This window comes from Streptomyces sp. NBC_00669 (genome assembly GCF_036226785.1).
GTDB lineage: Bacteria > Actinomycetota > Actinomycetes > Streptomycetales > Streptomycetaceae > Actinacidiphila.
Genome location: NZ_CP109018.1, coordinates 7,114,118 through 7,134,183, shown reverse-complemented (window position 1 = coordinate 7,134,183; position 20,066 = coordinate 7,114,118). Strand labels below are relative to the sequence as shown.

At 73.0% G+C, this 20,066-nt stretch carries 18 protein-coding genes; 3 read left to right on the top strand and 15 right to left on the bottom strand.

Features of this window, described 5'->3' with window-relative positions; all coding sequences use genetic code 11:
* Positions 1-55: 55 nt before the first annotated feature.
* The 3 genes from OG896_RS30115 to OG896_RS30105 form a co-directional block, all read right to left on the bottom strand.
* Positions 56-841, bottom strand: a complete 786-nt coding sequence (locus OG896_RS30115) for a response regulator transcription factor (protein ID WP_329370378.1) — start codon at positions 839-841, stop codon at positions 56-58.
* Positions 838-2,151, bottom strand: a complete 1,314-nt coding sequence (macS, locus tag OG896_RS30110) for a MacS family sensor histidine kinase (protein WP_329374373.1) — start codon at positions 2,149-2,151, stop codon at positions 838-840. The genes OG896_RS30115 and macS overlap by 4 nt, the downstream gene beginning before the upstream one ends.
* A gap of 232 nt (positions 2,152-2,383) precedes the next feature.
* On the bottom strand, positions 2,384-3,106 hold the full coding sequence (locus tag OG896_RS30105; RefSeq protein WP_443057175.1) for a lysophospholipid acyltransferase family protein: 723 nt from the start codon (positions 3,104-3,106) through the stop codon (positions 2,384-2,386).
* Between the two features lie 138 nt (positions 3,107-3,244).
* Here OG896_RS30105 and OG896_RS30100 point away from each other — a divergent pair, with 138 nt between their 5' ends.
* Both OG896_RS30100 and OG896_RS30095 read left to right on the top strand, forming a co-directional pair.
* Positions 3,245-4,024, top strand: coding sequence for an alpha/beta hydrolase (locus tag OG896_RS30100; RefSeq protein WP_329370374.1), 780 nt, complete (start codon positions 3,245-3,247; stop codon positions 4,022-4,024).
* Positions 4,017-4,526: a hypothetical protein gene (locus OG896_RS30095; protein ID WP_329370373.1), complete on the top strand. Its 510-nt coding sequence runs from the start codon at positions 4,017-4,019 to the stop codon at positions 4,524-4,526. Before OG896_RS30100 ends, OG896_RS30095 begins: the two co-directional genes overlap by 8 nt.
* A 153-nt stretch (positions 4,527-4,679) precedes the next feature.
* On the opposite strand, the gene OG896_RS30090 is transcribed toward OG896_RS30095, so the two are convergent.
* The 6 genes from OG896_RS30090 to OG896_RS30065 all read right to left on the bottom strand — a co-directional run bounded on the left by OG896_RS30090 (position 4,680) and on the right by OG896_RS30065 (position 10,164).
* Positions 4,680-5,423, bottom strand: coding sequence for an endonuclease/exonuclease/phosphatase family protein (locus tag OG896_RS30090; protein WP_329370372.1), 744 nt, complete (start codon positions 5,421-5,423; stop codon positions 4,680-4,682).
* A 184-nt stretch (positions 5,424-5,607) separates the two neighbouring features.
* Positions 5,608-6,549 carry an ROK family glucokinase gene (locus OG896_RS30085; RefSeq protein WP_328463049.1) on the bottom strand — a complete coding sequence of 314 codons (942 nt, stop codon included), beginning with the start codon at positions 6,547-6,549 and terminating at the stop codon, positions 5,608-5,610.
* Between the two features lie 54 nt (positions 6,550-6,603).
* Positions 6,604-7,008, bottom strand: a complete 405-nt coding sequence (locus OG896_RS30080; protein ID WP_329370371.1) for a DUF5304 family protein — start codon at positions 7,006-7,008, stop codon at positions 6,604-6,606.
* Positions 7,009-7,586: 578 nt separating this feature from the next.
* Positions 7,587-8,774, bottom strand: a complete 1,188-nt coding sequence (locus OG896_RS30075; protein ID WP_329370370.1) for an ArsA family ATPase — start codon at positions 8,772-8,774, stop codon at positions 7,587-7,589.
* A gap of 2 nt (positions 8,775-8,776) precedes the next feature.
* On the bottom strand, positions 8,777-9,292 hold the full coding sequence (locus OG896_RS30070) for an SRPBCC family protein (RefSeq protein WP_329370369.1): 516 nt from the start codon (positions 9,290-9,292) through the stop codon (positions 8,777-8,779).
* Between the two features lie 110 nt (positions 9,293-9,402).
* A complete protein-coding gene (locus OG896_RS30065) occupies positions 9,403-10,164 on the bottom strand; it encodes a metallophosphoesterase family protein (protein ID WP_329370368.1) in 762 nt (253 codons plus the stop codon).
* Positions 10,165-10,305: 141 nt separating this feature from the next.
* Here OG896_RS30065 and OG896_RS30060 point away from each other — a divergent pair, with 141 nt between their 5' ends.
* Complete coding sequence (locus OG896_RS30060) at positions 10,306-12,102, top strand: AMP-dependent synthetase/ligase (RefSeq protein ID WP_329370366.1); 1,797 nt, start codon at positions 10,306-10,308, stop codon at positions 12,100-12,102.
* A 475-nt stretch (positions 12,103-12,577) separates the two neighbouring features.
* On the opposite strand, the gene OG896_RS30055 is transcribed toward OG896_RS30060, so the two are convergent.
* The 6 genes from OG896_RS30055 to OG896_RS30030 all read right to left on the bottom strand — a co-directional run bounded on the left by OG896_RS30055 (position 12,578) and on the right by OG896_RS30030 (position 19,854).
* Positions 12,578-13,669 (bottom strand): IS630 family transposase, encoded by a 1,092-nt coding sequence (locus tag OG896_RS30055; RefSeq protein ID WP_329361896.1) that lies wholly within the window; start codon positions 13,667-13,669, stop codon positions 12,578-12,580.
* Between the two features lie 43 nt (positions 13,670-13,712).
* Positions 13,713-14,843, bottom strand: a complete 1,131-nt coding sequence (locus OG896_RS30050; RefSeq protein ID WP_329370365.1) for a glycosyltransferase family 4 protein — start codon at positions 14,841-14,843, stop codon at positions 13,713-13,715.
* Positions 14,844-14,919: 76 nt separating this feature from the next.
* Positions 14,920-16,104 carry a M48 family metalloprotease gene (locus tag OG896_RS30045; protein ID WP_329370363.1) on the bottom strand — a complete coding sequence of 395 codons (1,185 nt, stop codon included), beginning with the start codon at positions 16,102-16,104 and terminating at the stop codon, positions 14,920-14,922.
* The gene (locus OG896_RS30040) at positions 16,101-17,342 is read right to left on the bottom strand and encodes a hypothetical protein (protein ID WP_329370361.1); all 1,242 of its coding nucleotides are present in this window, start codon (positions 17,340-17,342) and stop codon (positions 16,101-16,103) included. Before OG896_RS30040 ends, OG896_RS30045 begins: the two co-directional genes overlap by 4 nt.
* Before the next feature lie 152 nt (positions 17,343-17,494).
* Positions 17,495-18,541 (bottom strand): C40 family peptidase, encoded by a 1,047-nt coding sequence (locus OG896_RS30035; protein ID WP_329370359.1) that lies wholly within the window; start codon positions 18,539-18,541, stop codon positions 17,495-17,497.
* A gap of 278 nt (positions 18,542-18,819) precedes the next feature.
* Positions 18,820-19,854, bottom strand: coding sequence for a C40 family peptidase (locus OG896_RS30030; RefSeq protein WP_329370357.1), 1,035 nt, complete (start codon positions 19,852-19,854; stop codon positions 18,820-18,822).
* Between the last annotated feature and the right edge of the window lie 212 nt (positions 19,855-20,066).

Genomic DNA, 20,066 nt, shown 5'->3' with positions numbered 1-20,066 from the left:
GTCGCAAGCCAGCTGTGCCGGATGTGCAACCTCCGCCAAGCTAGCGTGACTTGGGTCACATGTCGCCGTCCCTGCGGTCGTCCGCCGCGCTCCCCCGGGCGCCCTGGTCACCCCGGCCGCGCGCGTCGGCCCGGCCCTCCTCGCCGCCCTCGTCGTCGAGGCCGCGCGCGATCGCGTACCGGACCAGCTCCACCCGGTTGTGCAGCTGGAGCTTGCCGAGGGTGTTCTGCACGTGGTTCTGCACGGTGCGGTGCGAGATGACCAGGCGCTGGGCGATCTGCTTGTAGCTCAGGCCCTTCGCGACCAGCCGCAGCACCTCCGTCTCGCGCTCGGTCAGCCGCGGCGCGGCCGGCTCGTCGGACTTCGCCGGCACCGGCTCGGTGGCGAGCCTGCGGTACTCCCCCAGCACCAGCCCGGCCAGGCCCGGGGTGAAGACCGGGTCGCCGGCCGACGTACGGCGTACCGCGTCCACCAGCTCGGCCCGCCCGGCGGACTTCAACAGGTAGCCCGTCGCACCGGACTTGACCGCTTCGAGTACGTCGGTGTGCTCGCCGCTGGCCGACAGCACCAGCACCCGCAGCGCCGCGTCGTGCGCGATGGCCTCCTTGCACACCTGCACCCCGGACGCGCCGGGCAGGTTCAGATCCAGGACGAGCACCTGGGGGCGGGCCGCACGGGCCCGGCGGATGGCCTCGGGCCCGTCGCCCGCGGTGGCCACCACCTCGAAACCGGCCTCGGCGAGGTCGCGGGCGACCGCGTCCCGCCACATCGGGTGGTCGTCGACGACCATCACCGTCACGGGCCGGTCCGGCCCGGCGTGCTCGGCGGTGCCGAGGGTCATGGCGTGGGTCCCCCTTCGGTCCGGCCGGCGTCGGTACCGGCCGGTTCGGTGCGTACGGCCGAGGCTACCGGGCCGCCGGGTACGGTCCCCGGCCGCGGGAGCGCGGGGGATACGGCGGCGGGGCGCGGCTCCGCGGTCGCCGGGTGCGGGCCCGTACGCCGGAGCCGCCCCTTCTCCGGCACCGCCTTCGGCAGCCGCAGTTCCACCTCCGTGCCCTGGCCGGGCACCGAGAGGACCTCGGCGCTGCCGCCCAGGTCCCGCAACCGGCCCCGGATCGACTGCGCGACGCCCAGCCGCCCCTCCTGCGCCGCCGCGGCCAGCCGGCCCTCCGCGATGCCCGGGCCGTCGTCCCGCACGGTCACCAGCACCGCGTCCGGCTCGTCCTCCAGCAGAATCCAGGCGTGCGCCTGCTCGCCCGCGTGGTTGCGGACGTTGTCCAGTGCCGCGCCGACCGCCGCGGCCAGCTCGGCCGCGGCGCCCGGGTCCAGCGGCACCGGCGTGCCCGGCGCCGACACGGTGACCCGGCCGGAGGCGTACCGGGCCAGCAGCGTCCCGAGGTCGACCGGGCAGTCCGGCACGGGCGAGCCGTCGGGAGCGGTCGGCGAGGGCTCGGGGGTGCCCGAGATCAGCGAACGCAGCGCCACCTCCTGCTCGCCGGCCAGCCGGCCGAGTTCCGCCGCCTCGCCGCCCGCCTGGTCGCCCCGGCGCTGCACCATCGCGAGCACCTGGAGCACGTTGTCATGGATGTCGCGGGCCAGCCGCTCCCGTTCCTGGGTGGCCGCCTCGATCTGCAGCGCCCGGGCCAGGGTGCGCTCGCTCGCCCGGGCCACCTCGACGACGTAGCCGATGGCGATCGCCGCGATCCACACCAGCACCAGGTTGTGCAGGGTCTCCGGGCTGGGGGTGCCGCGCTCCACGAGGTCGGCCGCGGCCACCACCGACGCGGCCAGCGCCGCCCAGCGCCAGCCGCCCTTCACCGCCCACGCCAGCACCGATCCGGCGGTCCAGATCGACGGAAGCGTGAACGCGCCGGACTCTATCCGCGCGGGCGCGTCCACCACCGCGGTCAGCAGCACTCCGGTCACCGCGACGGCCAGGTCCACCACCAGGAACGCGGGCGTGCAGCGTGCCGCGTTCTTCACCCGGCCCAGCGTGGCGAACGTCCACAGCGTCAGTACGCCCATGTACACGCCACCCGGCAGCGGGTGCCGCAGCTCCCCGGACGCATGCACGTACAGCGCCACCGCGTACCCGCAGGTCAGCACCCGATACGCGAGCAACGCCCGCCACAGCGGCAGCTCCACCGACATCTTCACGGCCACGCGTTCCTTTCCCCCGAACCGCCAGTCTCCCCCGGGCCCCGGGTGCGCTGCCCTCTTTTCACGGGAGGACCCGCACGAAATCAGGCGCGCAGGGGGCGCCTCCCAGGCGAAGCTCCGGGGAAGAACGGAGCGCGCAACCACCCACCGGCCCGCGGCCGGTACCCGAGCTCAGCCCCCGACGGCGCGGATCAGGCCGCCCCACCCGAGAAGGTCCCGGGACTCACGCTGCCGGATCGGACGGGGGGTCCGCCTTCGCCGCCTCCGCGATCATCCGCTTCGCCGCCGTCGCGTAGATGTCCACGTACTCCTGCCCGGACAGCTTCATGATCTCGTACATCACCTCGTCGGTGATGGAGCGGAGGATGAACCGGTCGTGCTCCATCCCGTTGTAGCGGGAGAAGTCGAGCGGCCGGCCGATCCGGATGCCCGGGCGGATGGAGAGCTTGGGCATGACCTGCCCCACCGGCTGGACCTTCTCCGTGTCGATCATGGCCACCGGGATGACGGGCGCGCCGGTGGCGAGGGCGACCCGGGCCAGGCCGCCCGGCTTGCCGCGGTAGAGCCGGCCGTCGGGCGAGCGCGTCCCCTCGGGGTAGATCCCGAACAGCTCACCGCGTTCGAGCACCGCGATCCCGCTGTTGATCGCGGCCTCGCCGGCACCGCGCGCGCCGGAGCGGTCGACCGGGAGCTGCCCGACGCCCTTGAAGAACGCGGCCGTCAACTTCCCTTTGACCCCAGGGGTGGTGAAGTACTCCGCCTTCGCGATGAAGGTGACCTTGCGGTCGAGCATGGACGGCAGGAAGAAGGAGTCCGAGAAGGACAGGTGGTTGCTGGCGAGGATCGCCGGACCGTCCTTCGGAATGTTCTCCATCCCCTCCACCCACGGGCGGAAGACAGCCTTGATCGGCTTGCCGAGAACGATCTTCATCGCGCCGTAGAACAACGGGGCCTCCTGTTGCCGTCGCGATGACCTTAACCCGCGCGGGGGCCGGTGGGGCTTACCCCTGGGGATCGGGTCCGCGTACGCTGAACGTCCGACTCCCGTGTACCCGCGTACGCGTCGTTGAACAGGAGATGCACGGTGCCGCTCATGCCCGGAGCAGAAGCGTACCGCCATGAAGGCGGCGAGACCGGTGTCCTGATCTGCCATGGTTTCACCGGCTCCCCTCAGTCGATGCGCCCGTGGGGCGAGTACCTGGCGGAGCGGGGGCTGACCGTGTCCGTGCCGCTGCTGCCCGGACACGGCACCCGCTGGCAGGACATGCAGGCCACCGGGTGGCCGGACTGGTACGCCGAGGTGGATCGCGCACTGCGGTCGCTGCTCGACTCGTGTTCCCGGGTGTTCGTGTGCGGCCTGTCCATGGGCGCCACCCTCACGCTGCGGCTGGCCGAGAAGCACGGCGCCGCGATCAGCGGGCTGGTCCTGGTCAACCCGTCGGTAAAGGCCGACGGGTTGCAGATCAAGGCGGTACCGCTGCTGCGGCACATCCTGCCGTCCGCGCCGGGCATCGCCAGCGACATCGCCCGCGAGGGCGGCGTCGAACTGGGCTACTCCCGGGTGCCGATGCGCGCCCTGCACTCGCTGACGAAGTTCTGGCCGGTGGTGCGCGCGTCGTTGCCCCAGGTCACCCAGCCGGTGCTGCTGCTGCACAGCAGGGAGGACCACGTGGTGCACCCGTCCAACACGGCGATGGTGCTGGGCAGGATCTCCTCCACCGACGTCACCGAGCTGGTCCTGGAACGCAGTTACCACGTCGCCACCCTCGACCACGACGCCGAGCGGATCTTCGCCGAGTCCCACGCGTTCATCGAGCGGCTCTCCGCGACCACGGCCACCGAGGAGGTCACCGCCGGTGGCTGACGCCGATCGCGAGGACGAGGGCGCCGCGCCGCTCGACGAGGACGCCGCCTGGGCGGCCCTGGTCGCCGGTTACGACGAGGAGCCCGAACCCGGGGCCGGGTCCTGGCCCGAGGCCGAGAACGTGACGCCGGACCAGCCGAAGACGCCGCCCGCCGAGGACCCCGCGGCCATCACCCCGCCGCCGACCCGCAGCATCGTCATCCACCCGGTGATCTCCGGACCGCGGGACTACGAAGTCGAGGATGACGACGAGGACGCGCACTACGTCCCGCCGGAGCCGCCGCCGCTGCCCGAGGCCGACGTCACCACCAAGTTCGCCTGGCTCGCGGTGCTCGGCGGGCCGCTGCTGCTGCTCGTCTACGTCCTGCTCCAGCTCGACATCACCTGGTGGGTGATCCTGGTCGGCGTCGGGGGGTTCGTCGGCGGGTTCGCCACGCTGGTGGCCCGGATGCGGACGGGCGACGAGGACGACGAACGCCCGGACGGCGGCGCCGTCGTCTGACCGGCGGCCCGGCCGTACGGGCGGCCCGGCCGTTGTCGGGGCAGCCCGGACATCGTCCGGAGGAGACGGCCCGGGCCGGGACGCGCGTGACCCCGGGCCGGGACGCGTGACCCCGGGCCGGGACGCGTGACCCCGGGCCGGGACGGGAAGGCGCTAGGCCGGGACGCGCAGGGCCGCCAGCACCGGGAGGTGGTCGGTGGCCGAGGCGAGGTCGGTGCGCTTGACGCCCGGGAGGTCCAACGGGACGCCGGCGCCGAGGACTTGGATGCCCGTGGAGGCGAAGATCGCGTCGATCCGCCGGCGGGGACCCAGCGCGGGAGAGGTGGGCTCGCCGCCCCACGGTTCGGTGGCCCAGGCGTCCTGGAGGGTGCCGGTCAGCCGCCGGAAGGCGCGCCCACCGGGCGGGTCGTTGAGGTCGCCGCCGACCACCCGGTGCTCCTCGCCAAGGGCGTCGAGGCGGCGCAGCAGGAGGTCGGCCTGCTCGGCGCGCTCGTCGGCGCGCAGGCTGAGGTGGGCGCTGAGCACGGACAGCCGGGTTCCGCCGAAACCCAGCACGGCGGTGGCGAAGCCGCGCTGGTGGAGCCCGGGGGTGCGCGGCAGCAGGATGTCCTCGGTGCGGATCACCCGGGCCCGCAGGGACGCGAGGACCATCGGCCCGGCGGCGGGAGCGCCGCCGGTGACGTAGAAGAGCCCGGTCGACTCGGCGAGGCGGGCCGCGGCCTTGCGCCACCGGAAGAACCGCGGGGCCTCCTGGACCAGGACGAGGTCGGGGGCGCAGGCACGGATCACCCGGGCCAGCGCCGCCGTGTCGTCCCGCAGCGAGCGGACGTTGTAACTCAGTACGCGGATGACCGCCGAGCCCCCTGGCTCCGTGGCGGAACTCGGCAGATCTTCCACTCGCGCTGCGCTTTCGTCGTGTCGTCCGGGTCGGCTCGAACCGGAGGGGTCGAGCCGGAGAGGTCGAACCGGTCGGGTGGGATGGGTCGGGTGGAACCGGTCCGGTGGGACCGGGTCCGGTGCGACCGGTCGGGTCGGGTCGGGTCCAGTCGGTCCGTTTCCGGTCCGGGCCGGACCCGAGCGCTCAGCCCTGGCGGGCCAGGTCCGCCGCCCCCACCAGCCCTGCCTTGCCGCCGAGTTGGGCGGCGAGCACCTGGGCGTGCGGCCGCCACTCGCCGCCGATCAGCCAGCGCCGGAACGACTTGCGGATCGGGTCGAGGACGAGCTCGCCCTCGTCCGAGACGCCGCCGCCGACGATGAACGCGGACGGGTCGAAGAGCGAGGCGAGGTCGGCGAGGCCGGCGCCGGCCCAGCGGGCCAGCTCGCGGAAGGAGTCGATCGCGACCGGGTCGCCCTGCCGGGCGGCGGCGCTGATGTGCCGGCCCTCGATGCTCTCCGGGGTGCCGTCGCCGAGGGCGAGCAGCACCTGGGCGTTCTCCGGAGTGGCGTTGGCACGCTGCTTCGCGTACCGGACCAGGGCGCGGCCGGAGGCGTACTGCTCCCAGCAGCCCTGGCTGCCGCAGCCGCAGAGCAGGCCGTCGGGCACCACGCGGACGTGGCCGAACTCCGCGGCGACGCCGAACCGGCCGCGGCGCAGCTTGTTGCCGATGATGATGCCGCCGCCGAGCCCCGTGCCGAGCGTGATGCAGATCACATCGGAGTGGCCCTGTCCGGCGCCGAAACGGTACTCGCCCCACGCCGCCGCGTTGGCGTCGTTCTCCACCACGACGGGCAGCCCGACGCGCTGTTCGACCTTGTCCTTGAGCGCTTCGTGCCGCCAGTTGATGTTGGGCGCGAAGAGCACGGTGGCGCGCTTGTCGTCGACGTAACCGGCGGCGCCGATGCCGACGGCCTCGATCTGATGACCGGTGCTGACCTGGCGTACCGCCGCCACGATCGCGTCGATGACGCCTTCGGAAGTCGACGGTGTCGGCACCTTGACGGTCTCGAGAATCGAGCCTTCCTCGTCGACCACTCCGGCCGCGATTTTGGTGCCGCCGATGTCGACGCCGATGGTGAGTCCCATGTGTCCCTCAGTTTTCGGTCGATCCCCGCTAAGAGAACCGTACCGGAGAGGGGGTCAGTCGAGGTCGATGTGTTCAGCGGTTGAACGCGCGGAGCTCCCACCTGAGGTCCAGCGCGCCTCCGCTCCGGCCACCGCGGAGCGGTAAGCCGCCAGGAGTTCGGCTCCCGCGGTGCTCAAGTGATCGAACAGATCCGGGTTGCGTTCCTTGATGGGTTCGACAACGGAACGCACCTGGGAGATGACGCCTTGCGCGGCCATCTGCACGGCCGGGTTGCGGAGGGTGGCCAGCCGCTCCGTCACGGCGTCCCCCACGGCCTCCGCCAGCCTGCGCAGTTCGTCCGCCGCCGAGCCCGGCATCTCGCCCGCCTGTGCCCTTCGCCGCGCGTGCTCCGCCGCGATGTCCTCCGCGCTGGCCTTCGCCCACGCGTCAGCGTCGGGACGGTCCTTGGCTTCGCTCATGATCGGCTCCAAACGGTGTGTATCTCCGACGGTACCTGAACCCCCCGAGTTTCCCCTTTCTCCCGGTTCCGGGACCACCCGCCGGTGGTGGGCTTCTCGCGCCGTTCTCCCCCAGAGCTTCGCCTGGGAGGTACCCCCACGCGCCCCTGGGTTTGTGCGGGTACTCCGCGGTGCGGCTCCGCCCGCTCTGCCCCTTCGCGGGTTGCCGGATCTTCCGCCGGTAAGTGGCTGATCGCGCAGTTCCCCGCGCCCCTGGGTAAGCCGACCTTCGTACGGAGTGGGGTGACGTGGCTGAGGTGCGCTGTCCCCGCGGCGAACAACCACCCACCAAGGGGCGCGGGGAACTGCGCGACCAGCCCAGCACCGGGAGAAGATCCGGCAAACCCCGCAAGGGGCAGCCTGGACGGCAGTCCAGCCCGCCAAAGCCCGAGAGAGGCAAGCATTCCCGGGCACCCCGAAGGAAGCGAGCTTCTTTTCACGGAGGAGCCGAGCGCAACCAGGGGCGCGGGGAACGGCGCGACAAGCCACCCACTCACCGCAAGGTCCCGGGACGGGCGGGTCCGGGCCACCCGGGGGGTTCAGCTCGGCCACACCGTGGGGTCGGGGACGAAGCGCACCCGTAGGGCGCCGTCGCGGAGGGCGGCACCCTGGACGGTGCAGCGGCGGAGCGCCGAGGGGAGGGGGAGAATACGGCGGAACCCACCTGCGTCGACGACGAGTTCGTCCCCGCGCCGGACCAGGTCGAGCCCTTCGCGGTCGGCCCCGGGCAGCGGAAGCACCCAGAGGAAGTGCCCTTCGGTGCCGAGCAGATCCTCGACCTCCCAGGGCTCGCCGGCCCGCGCCGGACCGCCGGACAGCGGCACCCCGCCCAGCTCGGCAAGATCCGCGGGGATGCGCGGCTCCCGCCCGAGATGCGGGAGTTCGACCAGCGGTACCCCGTCGGCGGCGCAGCTCTCGGCCACCGCCTTGAGCTCGCTCTGCTGCTGCCCGGACAGCCCCGCGAGGAACGCGTCGGCCGAGCCGGTCGGCAGCAGGCGGTTGGCGACGACGGCGGCGAGCCGGTGCCCGTACAGGGCCAGCCCGGTCCGCGCGGTGCGCAGCGCCTCCTGGGGCCGGGCCCCGGGGTCGAGGACGACGGCCACCGCCGTGCCGGGGTCCTCGATCACCGCCTGTACGGCGGCGAGTTCGCGGTCGGCGCGGGCCGCGGCGTCGTACGCCCACTCGGCGGGCATCGGGACGCCGGCGAGTTGGGCGAGCACCGGGCGCAGCGCGCGGGCGGCCTGCCGGTCGGGGGGCAGAAACCGCCAGAGGTAGCGGCGCAGTTGCTCCGGGAGCGCCAGCATCCGCAGCGCGTCCCGTACGGCGGGCAGGTCCACGACGACCAGGTCCCACGGGGACGGGCCGGCGGCCCCCGTGTCGTGCTGGTCGGACAGCACCCGGGCCTGCCGCAGCGCCCGCAGCAGGGCGAGCGGGTCGGCGCCGGGAAGTTCGGTCAGTTCCTCCGGGTCCAGCGGCGCCGCGCCGAGCAGGGCGAGCAGCGCGCCTGTCCGGCTCTGCGCGTCGAGCGCGCCCTCGCGGAACGCGGCGGCCGGATCGACCGGGCCGACCGTCAGGCCCGGCGCGGTGACCTCGGCGGCGGCCCGGTCGGCGGTGAGCAGCAGGGTGCGGCTGCCGCCGCCGGCCGCTGCTGCGGCGACGGCAGCGGCGACGGTGCTGCGGCCGGCCCCGGACGCGCCGGTGACCAGCAGGGTGCGTACCGCGGTCACGCTCAGACCGACTTGCCGGACGTGCCGGACCCGGCGTCCGTGCCGGCGCCCTCGACGCCCTCCGCGGGCCGGTCCGCGTCGCCGGACTCCACCCGCTGCTTCAGGCCGGCCAGCGCCCGGTCGATGATCACCTTCTCGGCCTTCCGCTTGATCATCCCGAGCATGGGGATCTTCACGTCGACCGTGAGCTGGTAGGTGACCTCGGTGCGGCTGCCGCCGTCCAGCGGCACGAGCGCGTAGGAGCCGTCGAGGGTGCGCAGCATCTGGGACTTCACCAGCGACCACCGCACCTCGTCGGCGCCGATCCACTCGTACGCCAGGGTGTGGTCGTCCTTGATCGCGCCCGCGTCCAGCACCAGCCGCACCTGCGCGGCGCGCCCGGCGTCGTCGGTGGCGAGCACCTCCGCCTGCTTGACCTCGCCGGTCCACTCCGGATAGCGGTCGAAGTCGGCGATGACGCCCATGACCGCGGCCGGCGCCGCCTCGATCGTGATGCTCGACCTCGTGTGTTCCGCCATCGCCGTGGCCCTCCGGACTACTGGTGCATCTGGTGAAAGTGCTGATAGCGCTCGTACTGCTCGACCTGTCCCGACGTGGGGAAGGCTATCGCGCCGGGCCGTGCGGCAGGTCACCACTGGAGTGCCCAGGGGACGCGGGTGTGGTTGAAGTGGCCGACATTGACGCATTCGGTGCGGCCGATCCGGGTGCGGCGCACCAGCGGCTGGTGGACGTGCCCGAAGAGCGCGTACTTCGGCTGCACGGACCGCACCGCGTCGAGCAGCGCCTCGCTGCCGCGCTCGAACCGCCGGGCGGACGTGTCGTAGCAGAGTTCGGGGACGGCCGGCGGGATGTGCGAGCACAGCACGTCCACCGGGCCGAGGGCGGCCACCTTGGCGGCGTACGCCTCCTCGTCGATCTCGTACGGGGTGCGCATCGGGGTGGGCAGGCCGCCGCCGACGAAGCCGAAGACCCGGCCGCCGATCTCCACGGTGGCGCCGTCCAGGACGGTGGTGCCGGGCCGGGCGTACTCCTTCCACAGCCGGGGCACGTCGACGTTGCCGTAGGTGGCGTAGGTCGGGGTGGGGAACGCGGCGAAGAGCTCCGCGTACTGCTTGCGCACGGCCTGCTCGATCAGCGCGGGCCGGTCCCGGCCGGCCCACAGCTCGCGGTCGAGCACCCGCGCCTCGTCGAAGCGGCGGGCAGTGCGCAGGGCCACCATGCGGTCGGCGTTGGCCTCGCCGAAGAGGTCGGGGAAGATGCCCCGGGAGTGGTCGGCGTAGTCGAGGAAGAGCACCAGGTCGCCGAGGCAGACCAGCGCGTCCGCGCCGTCCCCCGCCCTCGCCAGCGCCTCGACCGCGCCATGTACGTCACTGACCACGTGAACCCGCATGCCGTCACCCTATGCTCGGGTGTGTGACCCTGAGAACATCTGCCCTGCGCCCCCTATCCCGAGGCTTTACCGATGGGTAACGTCCTCGCAGTCCATACCTTCCCTCCGGGTGCGACGCGGCACCGATGAGGAGCAGCAGCCTTGCGTGAGTTCAGCCTTCCGGCCCTGTACGAATTTCCCGCGGACGGCAACCTGACGGACCTGATCCGCCGCAACGCCGCGCAGCACCCGGACACGCCCGTCATCGGCCGCAAGGACTCCGCCGGGCACTGGCAGGACATCACGGCGGCCCGCTTCCTCGACGAGGTGCGGGAGGTCGCCAAGGGCCTGATCGCCTCCGGGGTGGAGCCCGGCGACCGCGTCGCGGTGATGTCCAGGACCCGCTACGAGTGGACGCTGCTGGACTTCGCGATCTGGACGGCGGGCGCGGTGACCGTGCCCGTCTACGAGACGTCGTCCGCCTCCCAGGTGGAGTGGATTCTCGCCGACTCCGGCGCGGTCGCGGTGGTGGTGGAGTCGCAGCCGCACGAGGAGACGGTGGAGTCCGTACGGGAGCGCCTGCCGCAGCTCAAGCAGGTGTGGCGGATCGACGGCGGCGGGGTGCGGGCCCTGGTCGAGGCGGGCAGCGACGTCTCCGAGGCGGTGGTCGACGAACGCTCCACAGCCGCCGGCGCCGACGCCCCGGCCACGATCGTCTACACCTCGGGCACCACCGGCCGCCCCAAGGGCTGCGTGCTCAGCCACCGCAGCTTCTTCGCCGAGTGCGGCAACGTGGTGGAGCGGCTGAGCCCGCTCTTCCGCACCGGGCACTCCTCGGTGCTGCTCTTCCTTCCGCTCGCGCACGTGCTCGGCCGCCTGGTCGAGGTGGGCAGCGTGATGGCACCGATCCGGCTCGGACACGTGCCCGACGTCAAGAACCTCACCGAGGACCTCCAGGGCTTCCGGCCGACCCTGATCCTCGGGGTGCCGCGGGTCTTCGAGAAGGTCTACAACACCGCCCGGGCCACCGCGCAGGCGGGCGGCAAGGGCCGGATCTTCGACAAGGCCGCGGACGTCGCGATCGAGTACAGCAAGGCGCTGGACACCCCCGGCGGCCCCTCGTTCAAGCTGCGGCTGACCCACCGCGTCTTCGACCGGCTCGTCTACGCCAAGCTCCGCGCGGTGCTCGGCGGGCGTGCCACCCACGCGATCTCCGGCGGCGCCCCGCTCGGCGAGCGGCTCGGCCACTTCTACCGGGGCCTCGGCTTCACCGTCCTGGAGGGCTACGGCCTCACCGAGTCCTGCGCGGCCACCGCGTTCAACCCGTGGGACCGTACGAAGATCGGCACCGTCGGCCAGCCGCTGCCCGGCTCCACCGTGCGGATCGCCGACGACGGCGAGGTGCTGCTCTACGGAGAGCACCTGTTCACCGGCTACTGGAACAACGACGCGGCCACCGCCGAGGCGGTCTCCGACGGCTGGTTCCACACCGGGGACCTGGGCACCCTCGACAACGACGGGTACCTGACGATCACCGGCCGCAAGAAGGAGATCATCGTCACCGCCGGCGGCAAGAACGTCGCGCCCGCGGTGATCGAGGACCGCATCCGCGCGGACGCGCTCATCGCCGAGTGCATGGTCGTCGGCGACAAGCGGCCCTTCGTCGGCGCGCTCATCACGCTCGACGAGGAGTTCCTGCCGCGCTGGGCCGAGCAGCACCAGAAGGCCGGCCGCACCCCGGCGGAGCTCTCCTCCGACCCGGACCTCCTCGCCGCCGTCCAGCACGCCGTCGACGAGGGCAACGCGGCCGTCTCCAAGGCCGAGTCCGTCCGCAAGTTCCGCATCCTGCCCGGCCAGTTCACCGAGGAATCGGGCCACCTCACACCGTCCCTCAAGCTCAAACGCTCCGTCGTGGCCGCGGACTTCGCCGCCGACATCGAGGCGATCTACTCCGCGTAGGGGGTGCCCCCGACCCCCCGGGGTGGGTGGTCCTGTCGGTCGAGGGACCACCTGCCGGTGGTGGCCGGTCGCGCAGTTCTCCCCCAGAGCTTCGCCTGGGTGGTACCTCCACGCGCCCCTTTGGGGCGTACCCGCCTGCGGCGGGAAGAGCCGCACATACCCAGGGGCGCTGGGGGTACCTCCCAGGCCCAGCTCTGGGGGAAGACCTGCGCGCTCAGCAGGCCACTGCATGTGGCCGGGAGCGGACCGCAAGGGGCGCGGCGCAGGCCCGTACACCCCCACCGGGCCGGCAACCGGCCTAGGCCGTGTTTTGGAAGTAGCGCCTGGCCCGTGGCGCCTGGCACGCACGCTCGCTTCGTTGTCGGGCTTGTCCGAGTAGGCCCACTACGAGGACAACCCTCCGCCTTGCGATCGCACGCACCAGACGCCACGGGCCCCGCCCAAAGGGCGGACGGCGCTACTTCCAAAACACGGCCTAGTGTTCTGAGTCGGGAATTCGCTTCAGATATCCGGCGAGGCGTTCGAGGATGTCCTCTGCGGTCTTGGTCCAGATGTAGGGCTTGGGATCGGTGTTCCAGGTGGCGATCCACTGGCGGATGTCGGTCTCCAGGGCCTGGACGGATTTGTGGACGCCTCGCCGTATCTGCTTGTTAGTCAGTTCGGCGAACCATCGCTCGACCAGGTTCAGCCAGGACGAGCCGGTCGGTGTGAAGTGCAGGTGGAACCGTGGGTGTGCCAGCAGCCAGGTCTTGATGGCCGGGGTCTTGTGGGTGGCGTAGTTGTCCAGGACCAGGTGCACCTGCAGGTCCGCCGGTATCTCCTTGTCGAGCTTGGCCAGGAACTTCTTGAACTCCTCGGCCCGGTGCCGGCGGTGCAGTGAGCCGATGACCTTGCCCGTGGCGACCTCCAGTGCGGCGAACAGGGTGGTCGTGCCGTGCCGGACGTAGTCGGCCGTCATCCGCTGCGGGACTCCGGGCATCATCGGCAGTACGGGCTGGGACCGGTCCAGTGCCTGGATCTGCGATTTCTCGTCCACGCAGAACACCAGAGCCCGCTCAGGCGGATCCAGATACAACCCGACCACGTCGTGGACCTTGTCGACGAAGTACGGATCGGTCGACAGCTTGAACGTCTCACTACGGTGCGGCTGCAGGCCGAACGCCCGCCACACCCGCGAGACCGTCGACTGCGACAGCCCCGTCTCCTTGGCCATCGACCGCGTCGACCAGTGGGTCGCGTCCTTCGGAGTACGTTCTAAAGTCCTGGCGATCAGGTCCGCCACCTGCTCATCGGTCACCGTGCGCGGGCCACCCGGCCTGGGCATGTCACCCAAGCCGGCGATCCGGTGCTGAACGAACCGCGCCCGCCACCGACCCACCGCATGCGGCGTCGAGCCCACCTCCGCCGCCACGTCTTTGTTCGACGCCCCACTCGAGCAGGCCAGGATGATCCGGCACCGCAAAGCCCACGCCTGCGGCGTCGAACGACGCCGCACCCACCCCTCCAGGGCAGCCCGCTCATCATCCGACAACACCAACTCGGCCTTCGGCCGACCCGTCCGCACCACAGACACAGCCTACCGTTATGAACAGAACTCCCGACTCAGAACACTAGAGCAGGGACTGGAGGCGGTTCGCCAGGAGGTCCCAGCTCCACGCTTCGTGGACCCACGCCCGCCCGCGCTCCCCGAGGGACCGCCGCAACTCCGGGTCACGCAACAGCGTGAGGATGCGGGAGGCGGCCTGTTCGGGCGACCCGCCGGGGACGACGTACCCGGTCTCACCGTCGAGCACGGCGTCCGGCGCCCCCCCGGAGTCGCCGGCGACGACGGGCAGCCCCGTCGCGGACGCCTCGAGGTAGACGATGCCGAGCCCTTCGACGTCGAGCCCGCCCCGCCGGGTCCTGCAGGGCATCGCGAAGATGTCCCCCGCGCCGTAGTGCGCGGGCAGTTCGGACCAGGGCACGCTGCCGGTGAACCGGACCGCCGCGGCCACCCCGGTGCGGGCCGCCAGCTTCTCCAACTCGCCGCGGTACGGCCCGCCGCCGACGATGAGGAGCACCGCGTCGGGCACCTCGCGGAGGATGCGCGGCATCGCGAGGATGAGCGTGTCCTGCCCCTTGCGCGGCACCAGCCGCGACACGCAGACCACCACCGGCCGGTCGGCGAGCCCGAGCCGCGCCCGCAGCACCGCGCCGTCCGGCCCGGGGTGGAAGACGCTCTCGTCGACGCCGGGCGGCAGCCGCACCATCCGCTCGGCCGCCTCGGGAGTGAGCGCGGCCGCGATCCGCGACCGGGTGTACTCCCCCAGGTAGGTCAGGACGTCGGTGCCCTCGCCGATCCTGCGCAGGAGTTGGCGGCTGGCCGGGAGCTGCGCCCACCCGGCCTCGTGGCCGTGCGTGGTGCCGACCAGCCGCCGGGCGCCCGCCTTGCGCAGCGCGGGCGCCATCAGGGCGAGCGGCGCGGCCGCCCCGAACCACACCGACGAGCAGTCGTGTTCCCGCAGCAGTTCCGCCGCGCGCCGGGTGACCCGGGGCGTCGGCACCATCATCCTGGTCCGGTCCCGCACCACGGTGAACGGCTGCTCGGCGTCGAACCGCGCGACCTCGCGCCCGTCCCGCCAGGTCGAGGCGTACACCACGACCTGCTCGGGGTCCATCCGCACCGCCATGCTGTGCACGAACGCCTGGATGCCGCCGGGCCGCGGCGGGAAGTCGTTGGTGACGATGAGGGTCTTTTCCATCGCCGCCGACAGTACCGCCTCGCCCCGGCCGGCGGGCCGCGCCACCCGTCCGGGCACCCTGAGCGGCGGTGCGCGGTCAGCGTCCGGCGGCCCACCGGCGGGCGGCGGCGATGCGCTCGGCGGCGGTGGGGTGGCTGCCGAGCAGGGCGTGGGCGAGGCGGGGCGGCGCCGGGTCGGCGACGTTCGCCACGGTGAGCCGGCGCTGCATGGCGATGAAGGTGGCGGGGTCGCCGGTGGTGTCGAGGGCGTGCCGGTCGGCGCGGCGCTCGACGCGCCGGCTGAGGAGGGCGGTGAGCGGGCCGCCGAGGGCGCCGCCGACCGCGGCCACGGCGGCGAGCAGCCAGGCCGAGCGGGGGTCGGCGAAGTGCCGTACTCCGGCGGCGTGCAGCAGCGGGTCCCAGCTGACGACGGCGGCCAGGACGCACACCCCGGCGGCGGCGCCGACCGCGCCCAGCGCGGTGCCGCGCGCCACGTCGCGGTGGACGACGTGGCCGAGTTCGTGGGCGACGACGAGTTCGACCTCGCGCGGGTCGGCCGTGCTCAGCAGGGTGTCGTAGACGACGATCCGCCGGGTGCCGCCGAACCCGGAGACGTACGCGTTGAGCGCGGTCGTACGGCGCGAGGCGTCGGCGACGAGCACGTCCCGTACGGCGACGCCGTCGCGGGCGGCCAGCGCCAGCAGGTCGGCGCGCAGCGGTCCCGGGGGCATGGGCGTGAAGCGGTTGAAGAGCGGTTCGAAGACCAGCGGGGCGAGGAAGGAGAGCAGGACCGTCAGCACGGCCGCGCCGAGCGCCGCCCACGCCCACCACCAGCGGGTCACCCCGGCGAGCGCGTAGACCGCGAAGAGGGCGCCGAGCGCCAGCGGCAGGGACACCAGCAGCCCGCGCAGCCGGTCCACCGCCCAGCCGCCCCAGCCCTGCGTGACCAGGCCGTAGCGGGCCCTGACCACCCGTCCCCGCGCGGCGAACGGCAGCCCGGCCGCCTCGCCCAGCAGCACGAGCGTGACCGCGCCGCCCACCACCCGCACCGCCCACGCGGTCCCGAAGGCGCCGACCAGTCGCGCCCCGCCTCCGGTCAGCCCGAGCGCGAGCAGCAGCGCGAGCGAGACCGCGGAGGAGGCCAGCGTCAGCGGCAGCACCTGCCGCCGCAACGCCTGTCCCCGTGCGACCTGCTCGGCCGTGAAGTCGGGCCCCTCGCCCACGGGTTCGGGGCTCTTGGCCTCGCCGCGGCCGTTCTCGCCGTTCGCGTCCTGCCCGCTCAACCCAGCTCCTGTTCCACGTAGGCGCGCCACTTCGCGGTGAAGTCCGCGAGCCCGATGCCGAGCGAGGCGCGCAGGTGGGAGTCGAGTGTGCCGCCCTTCGCCACCGCGCGGTAGAACGTGGTCAGCGTGTCCGGCGACCACTGGTCGGCGATCATCCGGCAGGCGAGCCACCCGCCCTCGTACGCCTGGGCGAGGCCCTTGGCGGTGGAGCGGAAGTCGGCGTCGGTGGGGAGCGCGGCAGGGGTACGGCCGGCCTCGACGTCGGCGGCCAGCTCGGGCGCGATCTCGCGGGCGGTGCGGCCGGAGTCTCGGTAGGCCACCCAGTCGGCGACGCCCTCGGACAGCCACAGCGGGGTGGACGCGGTGGTGGACAGCCGGGTGGCGACGTGCGTCGTCTCGTGGGTGAGCACCACCTGCCGCCCGAACGCGGACAGTTCGCCGAACGCCGCCGGGTTGAGGACCACCCGGTCCGCGGGCGCCGCCGCGTTGCCGCCGCCCTCGCCGGTGGTGACGGCGGCGATGTCCCGGTAGTCGGCGGGCTTCGCCGAGAGCAGCGCCGCCATCTGGTCCAGGGTGGACGGCGCCTCGATCACCACGCTGCCGGGCCAGCCGGAGCCGAACGCGTGCCGCACCTCGGGCACGGCCTTGTCCGCGTCGTCGGCGTAGCCGCGCAGCGTCTTCTCGCTGCCGAGCCCCAGCACCAGGCTGTGCGTGCCGCGCACCACCCGCACCGGACCCTGGTCCCAGATCTGTACGGCGGTGCGGTGGCCGCTCGCGTCGCCGTCGTCATCACCCGCCAGGTACCAGCGGGTGCCGTGCCGCGCGAGGGTCAGGTAGGCGGTGGAGACCACCGGGCTGCTGTCGTAGCCGCGCAGCCGGTAGCTCAGCCGCACCTCGGCGGCGGTGCGGCTGCTGCCGTCGGCGGTCGGCGGCAGCGCGAACGCGCCGGTGCGGACGAGTTGGTACGACCACGCGGCGAGCGGCACGTCGGCGAGATCGGTGAACACCTCGCGTTGCTGGGTGCGGAAGCGGGTGGCCGCCGGGTCGATCCCGGCGAGGAAGGCGGCGCGGTCGTGGTGCAGCACCGCGGTCGCCCGCCGCGCGAGCAGGGCCCGCGCGGCCGCGTCCACCGAGGAGGTCTTCTTCGCCGCCGTCCCGCCCGACCCGGTGCACCCCCCGGCCAGCAGCACCCCGCACACGCCGAGTGCGACCCCGCGCGCTCCGCGGATGAGCCGCACCGTCCGAAGTGATCGAGCCCCATCGTGCACGCAGTGATCGTACGGGGCTCACCTTTCCCCGAGGCGCGCCGGGCCCGCCGGTCCAGCCCCCCGCGACGAGTCGCCGGACCACCCGCCGGGGGCCGACAGGACGGGGCTGACCGGGCGGACCGTCACGGACGAGTGATCGCGGTGATCGGCATCATCGTGACCGGGTCGTAGCGGACCCGGGCGCCCGGGTAGGGGGCGTGGATGACCTGGCCGCCGCCGACGTACATCGCGACGTGGCTGGCGTCGGAACGGTAGATCACGAGGTCCCCCGGGCGGGCCTGGTCCAGCGAGACATGCCGCCCCGCGTTCATCTGCTCCTGCGAGGTCCGCGGCAGCGCCACCCCGGCCTGCGCGTACGCGTACTGCATCAGCCCCGAGCAGTCGAAGGAGTTCGGCCCGGTGGCGCCCCACACGTAGGGACTCCCGAGCATCCGGCGGGCCGCGGCGACGGCGACCGCGGCGCGCCCGGAGGACGCGGGCAGGTCCAGCAGGGGCGGCAGCACCTGGTCGCGGGAGGCGCGGTCACCGCCGCCGCGGAAAGCGGCCTGCTGGGCCGCCGGCATCGCGTGCAGCAGGGTCTGGGCCGTGGCCAGCGCCCGCTGCACCTCCTTCTTGCGCTGCTGGAGCTGCCGCGAGGTGCCCTGCAACTCCGCGAGCTTGCCGGTCGCCTGGTCCCCCTCCTGCCGCAACGTCCGCTCGGCCTCCTGGAGTTCGCCGAGCCGGGCGGCCTGCCGGGCGCCGAGCCGGTCCAGCGCGGTCGCCTGGTCGAGGTACTGGGACGGCCGGTCGGAGAGCAGCAGCGCCAGCGTCGGGTCCATCGCGCCCTCGCGGTACTGCGAGGCCGCGACCGCGCCGAGGTCGTCCCGCAGCGCGTTGACCCGCTGCTGGCCGCGCGCGGCCCGGTCCTGGAGGTCGGCCACCTCGCCGCGCAGCCGCTTCGCGGTCTCCTGCGCGGCGTCGTACTTCTGGGTGGCCTGCTCGGCCTGCTGGTAGAGCTGGTCCAGCCGGGTCGCGGCGTCCGGGGCGGTGCCACCGGCAGGGTCGGCCGCCGCGAACTGGGCGGCACCGCCGGACAGCGCGGCGGTCGCCGCTGCCGCCGCCGACAGCACGGTGACCCTGGTGGTACGGGAAGCGAGTCCCGGCTGCGGGGTGCGTCGATGGGAAGCCACGAACGCTGACAGTAATCGCGCCGTGGCGCACGGTTCAAAGATCCGCGGCCGCCCGAATCCGGACCGCGACCGCGAACCGCAGGTCACACGCCCGCCGTCGGCCCTCTCGGCAAGGTGTTCATCACCCGTCCGCCGTACGGGAGTCGGGCGCGTCACCGTCGACACCGGCTGTCATACGAACGAACGGGTACCCGCGAACGGGCCGGGCGGCCGCCCCTCAACGGAGCGGCCGCCCGGGCCAGGTCATCAGCCGGGGCGCTCCGCCCCGCGCGGGTGCGTCAGATCCGCACGCCGAACTCGAACGGCATGTCGCTCATCGCCTCGTACCGCACCACGGCGCCCGGCTTCGGGGCGTGCAGCACCTGGCCGCCGCCCGCGTAGAACCCGACGTGGTGGAAGTCGCCGTAGAAGATGACCAGGTCGCCGACTTCGAGCTGGGAGGCGTTGTAGATGCGGGTGCCCGCGTTCGCCTGCTCCTGCGAGGTCCTGGGTATGGTCACGCCGGCCTGGGCGTAGGCCCACGAGGTCAGGCCCGAGCAGTCGAACTGGCTGGGGCCGGAGGCGCCGTAGTAGTACGGGGAGCCGATCTTCGAGACGGCGGCGTCGAACGCGTTCTTGGCGCGGGCGCTGGCGGCCTTGGTGTTGCCGAGGTCCACCCGGGAGCTGGCCCGGTTGGCCGCCGCCGCGTCGTCCTGCGCCATCTGCGCGCGCTGCGCGGCGGTCAGTCCGTTGAGCACCGACTGCGCCTTGGCGAGCTTCGCCTGCGCGTCCTTCTTGTTCTTCGCCAGGTCGGTGCGGGTGCTCTGCACCTCCGCGAGCTTCGCGGTGGCCTCCGCCCGCTCCTGGTCCAGCGTCTGCTTCGCGTTCTCCAGCTGCGTGAGCGCACCGGCCTGGAGCGAGGTGATCTGGTCGAGCGAACTCGCCTGGTCCAGATAGTCGTCCGGGTTGGAGGAGAGGAAGAGCTGGAGCGAGGGGTCGATGCCGCCGCTGCGGTACTGCGAGGCCGCGATCGCGCCGATGTTGTCCCGCAGCTTGTTCAGGTGCTCCTGCTGGCGGGCGACCTGGTCCTGGAGGTTCGACGCGTCCTTCTGCAACGACTTGAGCTTCTCGTTGGCCGCGTCGTACTTCTGGGTGGCCTGCTCGGCCTGGTCGTAGAGCGCGTCGACCTTGGTCTTGGCGTCCTTGACGGACTCCTTGGCCGGGGCGGCGGCGTTGGCAGCCTGCGAGGACAGCGCGACCGCTGCCGCCGCGGTGGCGGTCAGCACGGTGACGCGCACGCGGCTTGTCGGCTTGGGACGACGGTGGGACGCCACGAAGGCGGTCTCCTTCTTCCTTCAGCCGCCTACCGGTTCACTGGCGGGCGGCCTCCGAGCGCCACCCGGGTTGGATGATCGACTGCGCGGAGGTACGAGCCCAGACCCTAGTGACCGAACTGTGATCGGTTCAAATCCTTGCAGGCAAAATCTCGACCGCTTCGCATATTCTTTACGCGCCCTGTACCCGGGGTGAGGGCAGGAGGACACTG

Excerpts from the sequence above, each read along its gene's own strand:
- OG896_RS30085 (WP_328463049.1), bottom strand. The coding sequence starts at position 6,549 with ATGGGACTCACCATCGGCGTCGACATCGGCGGCACCAAAATCGCGGCC.
- OG896_RS30050 (WP_329370365.1), bottom strand. The coding sequence starts at position 14,843 with ATGGAAAAGACCCTCATCGTCACCAACGACTTCCCGCCGCGGCCCGGC.
- macS (WP_329374373.1), bottom strand. The coding sequence starts at position 2,151 with ATGTCGGTGGAGCTGCCGCTGTGGCGGGCGTTGCTCGCGTATCGGGTG.
- OG896_RS30070 (WP_329370369.1), bottom strand. The coding sequence starts at position 9,292 with ATGGCGGAACACACGAGGTCGAGCATCACGATCGAGGCGGCGCCGGCC.
- OG896_RS30065 (WP_329370368.1), bottom strand. The coding sequence starts at position 10,164 with ATGCGGGTTCACGTGGTCAGTGACGTACATGGCGCGGTCGAGGCGCTG.
- OG896_RS30080 (WP_329370371.1), bottom strand. The coding sequence starts at position 7,008 with ATGAGCGAAGCCAAGGACCGTCCCGACGCTGACGCGTGGGCGAAGGCC.
- OG896_RS30115 (WP_329370378.1), bottom strand. The coding sequence starts at position 841 with ATGACCCTCGGCACCGCCGAGCACGCCGGGCCGGACCGGCCCGTGACG.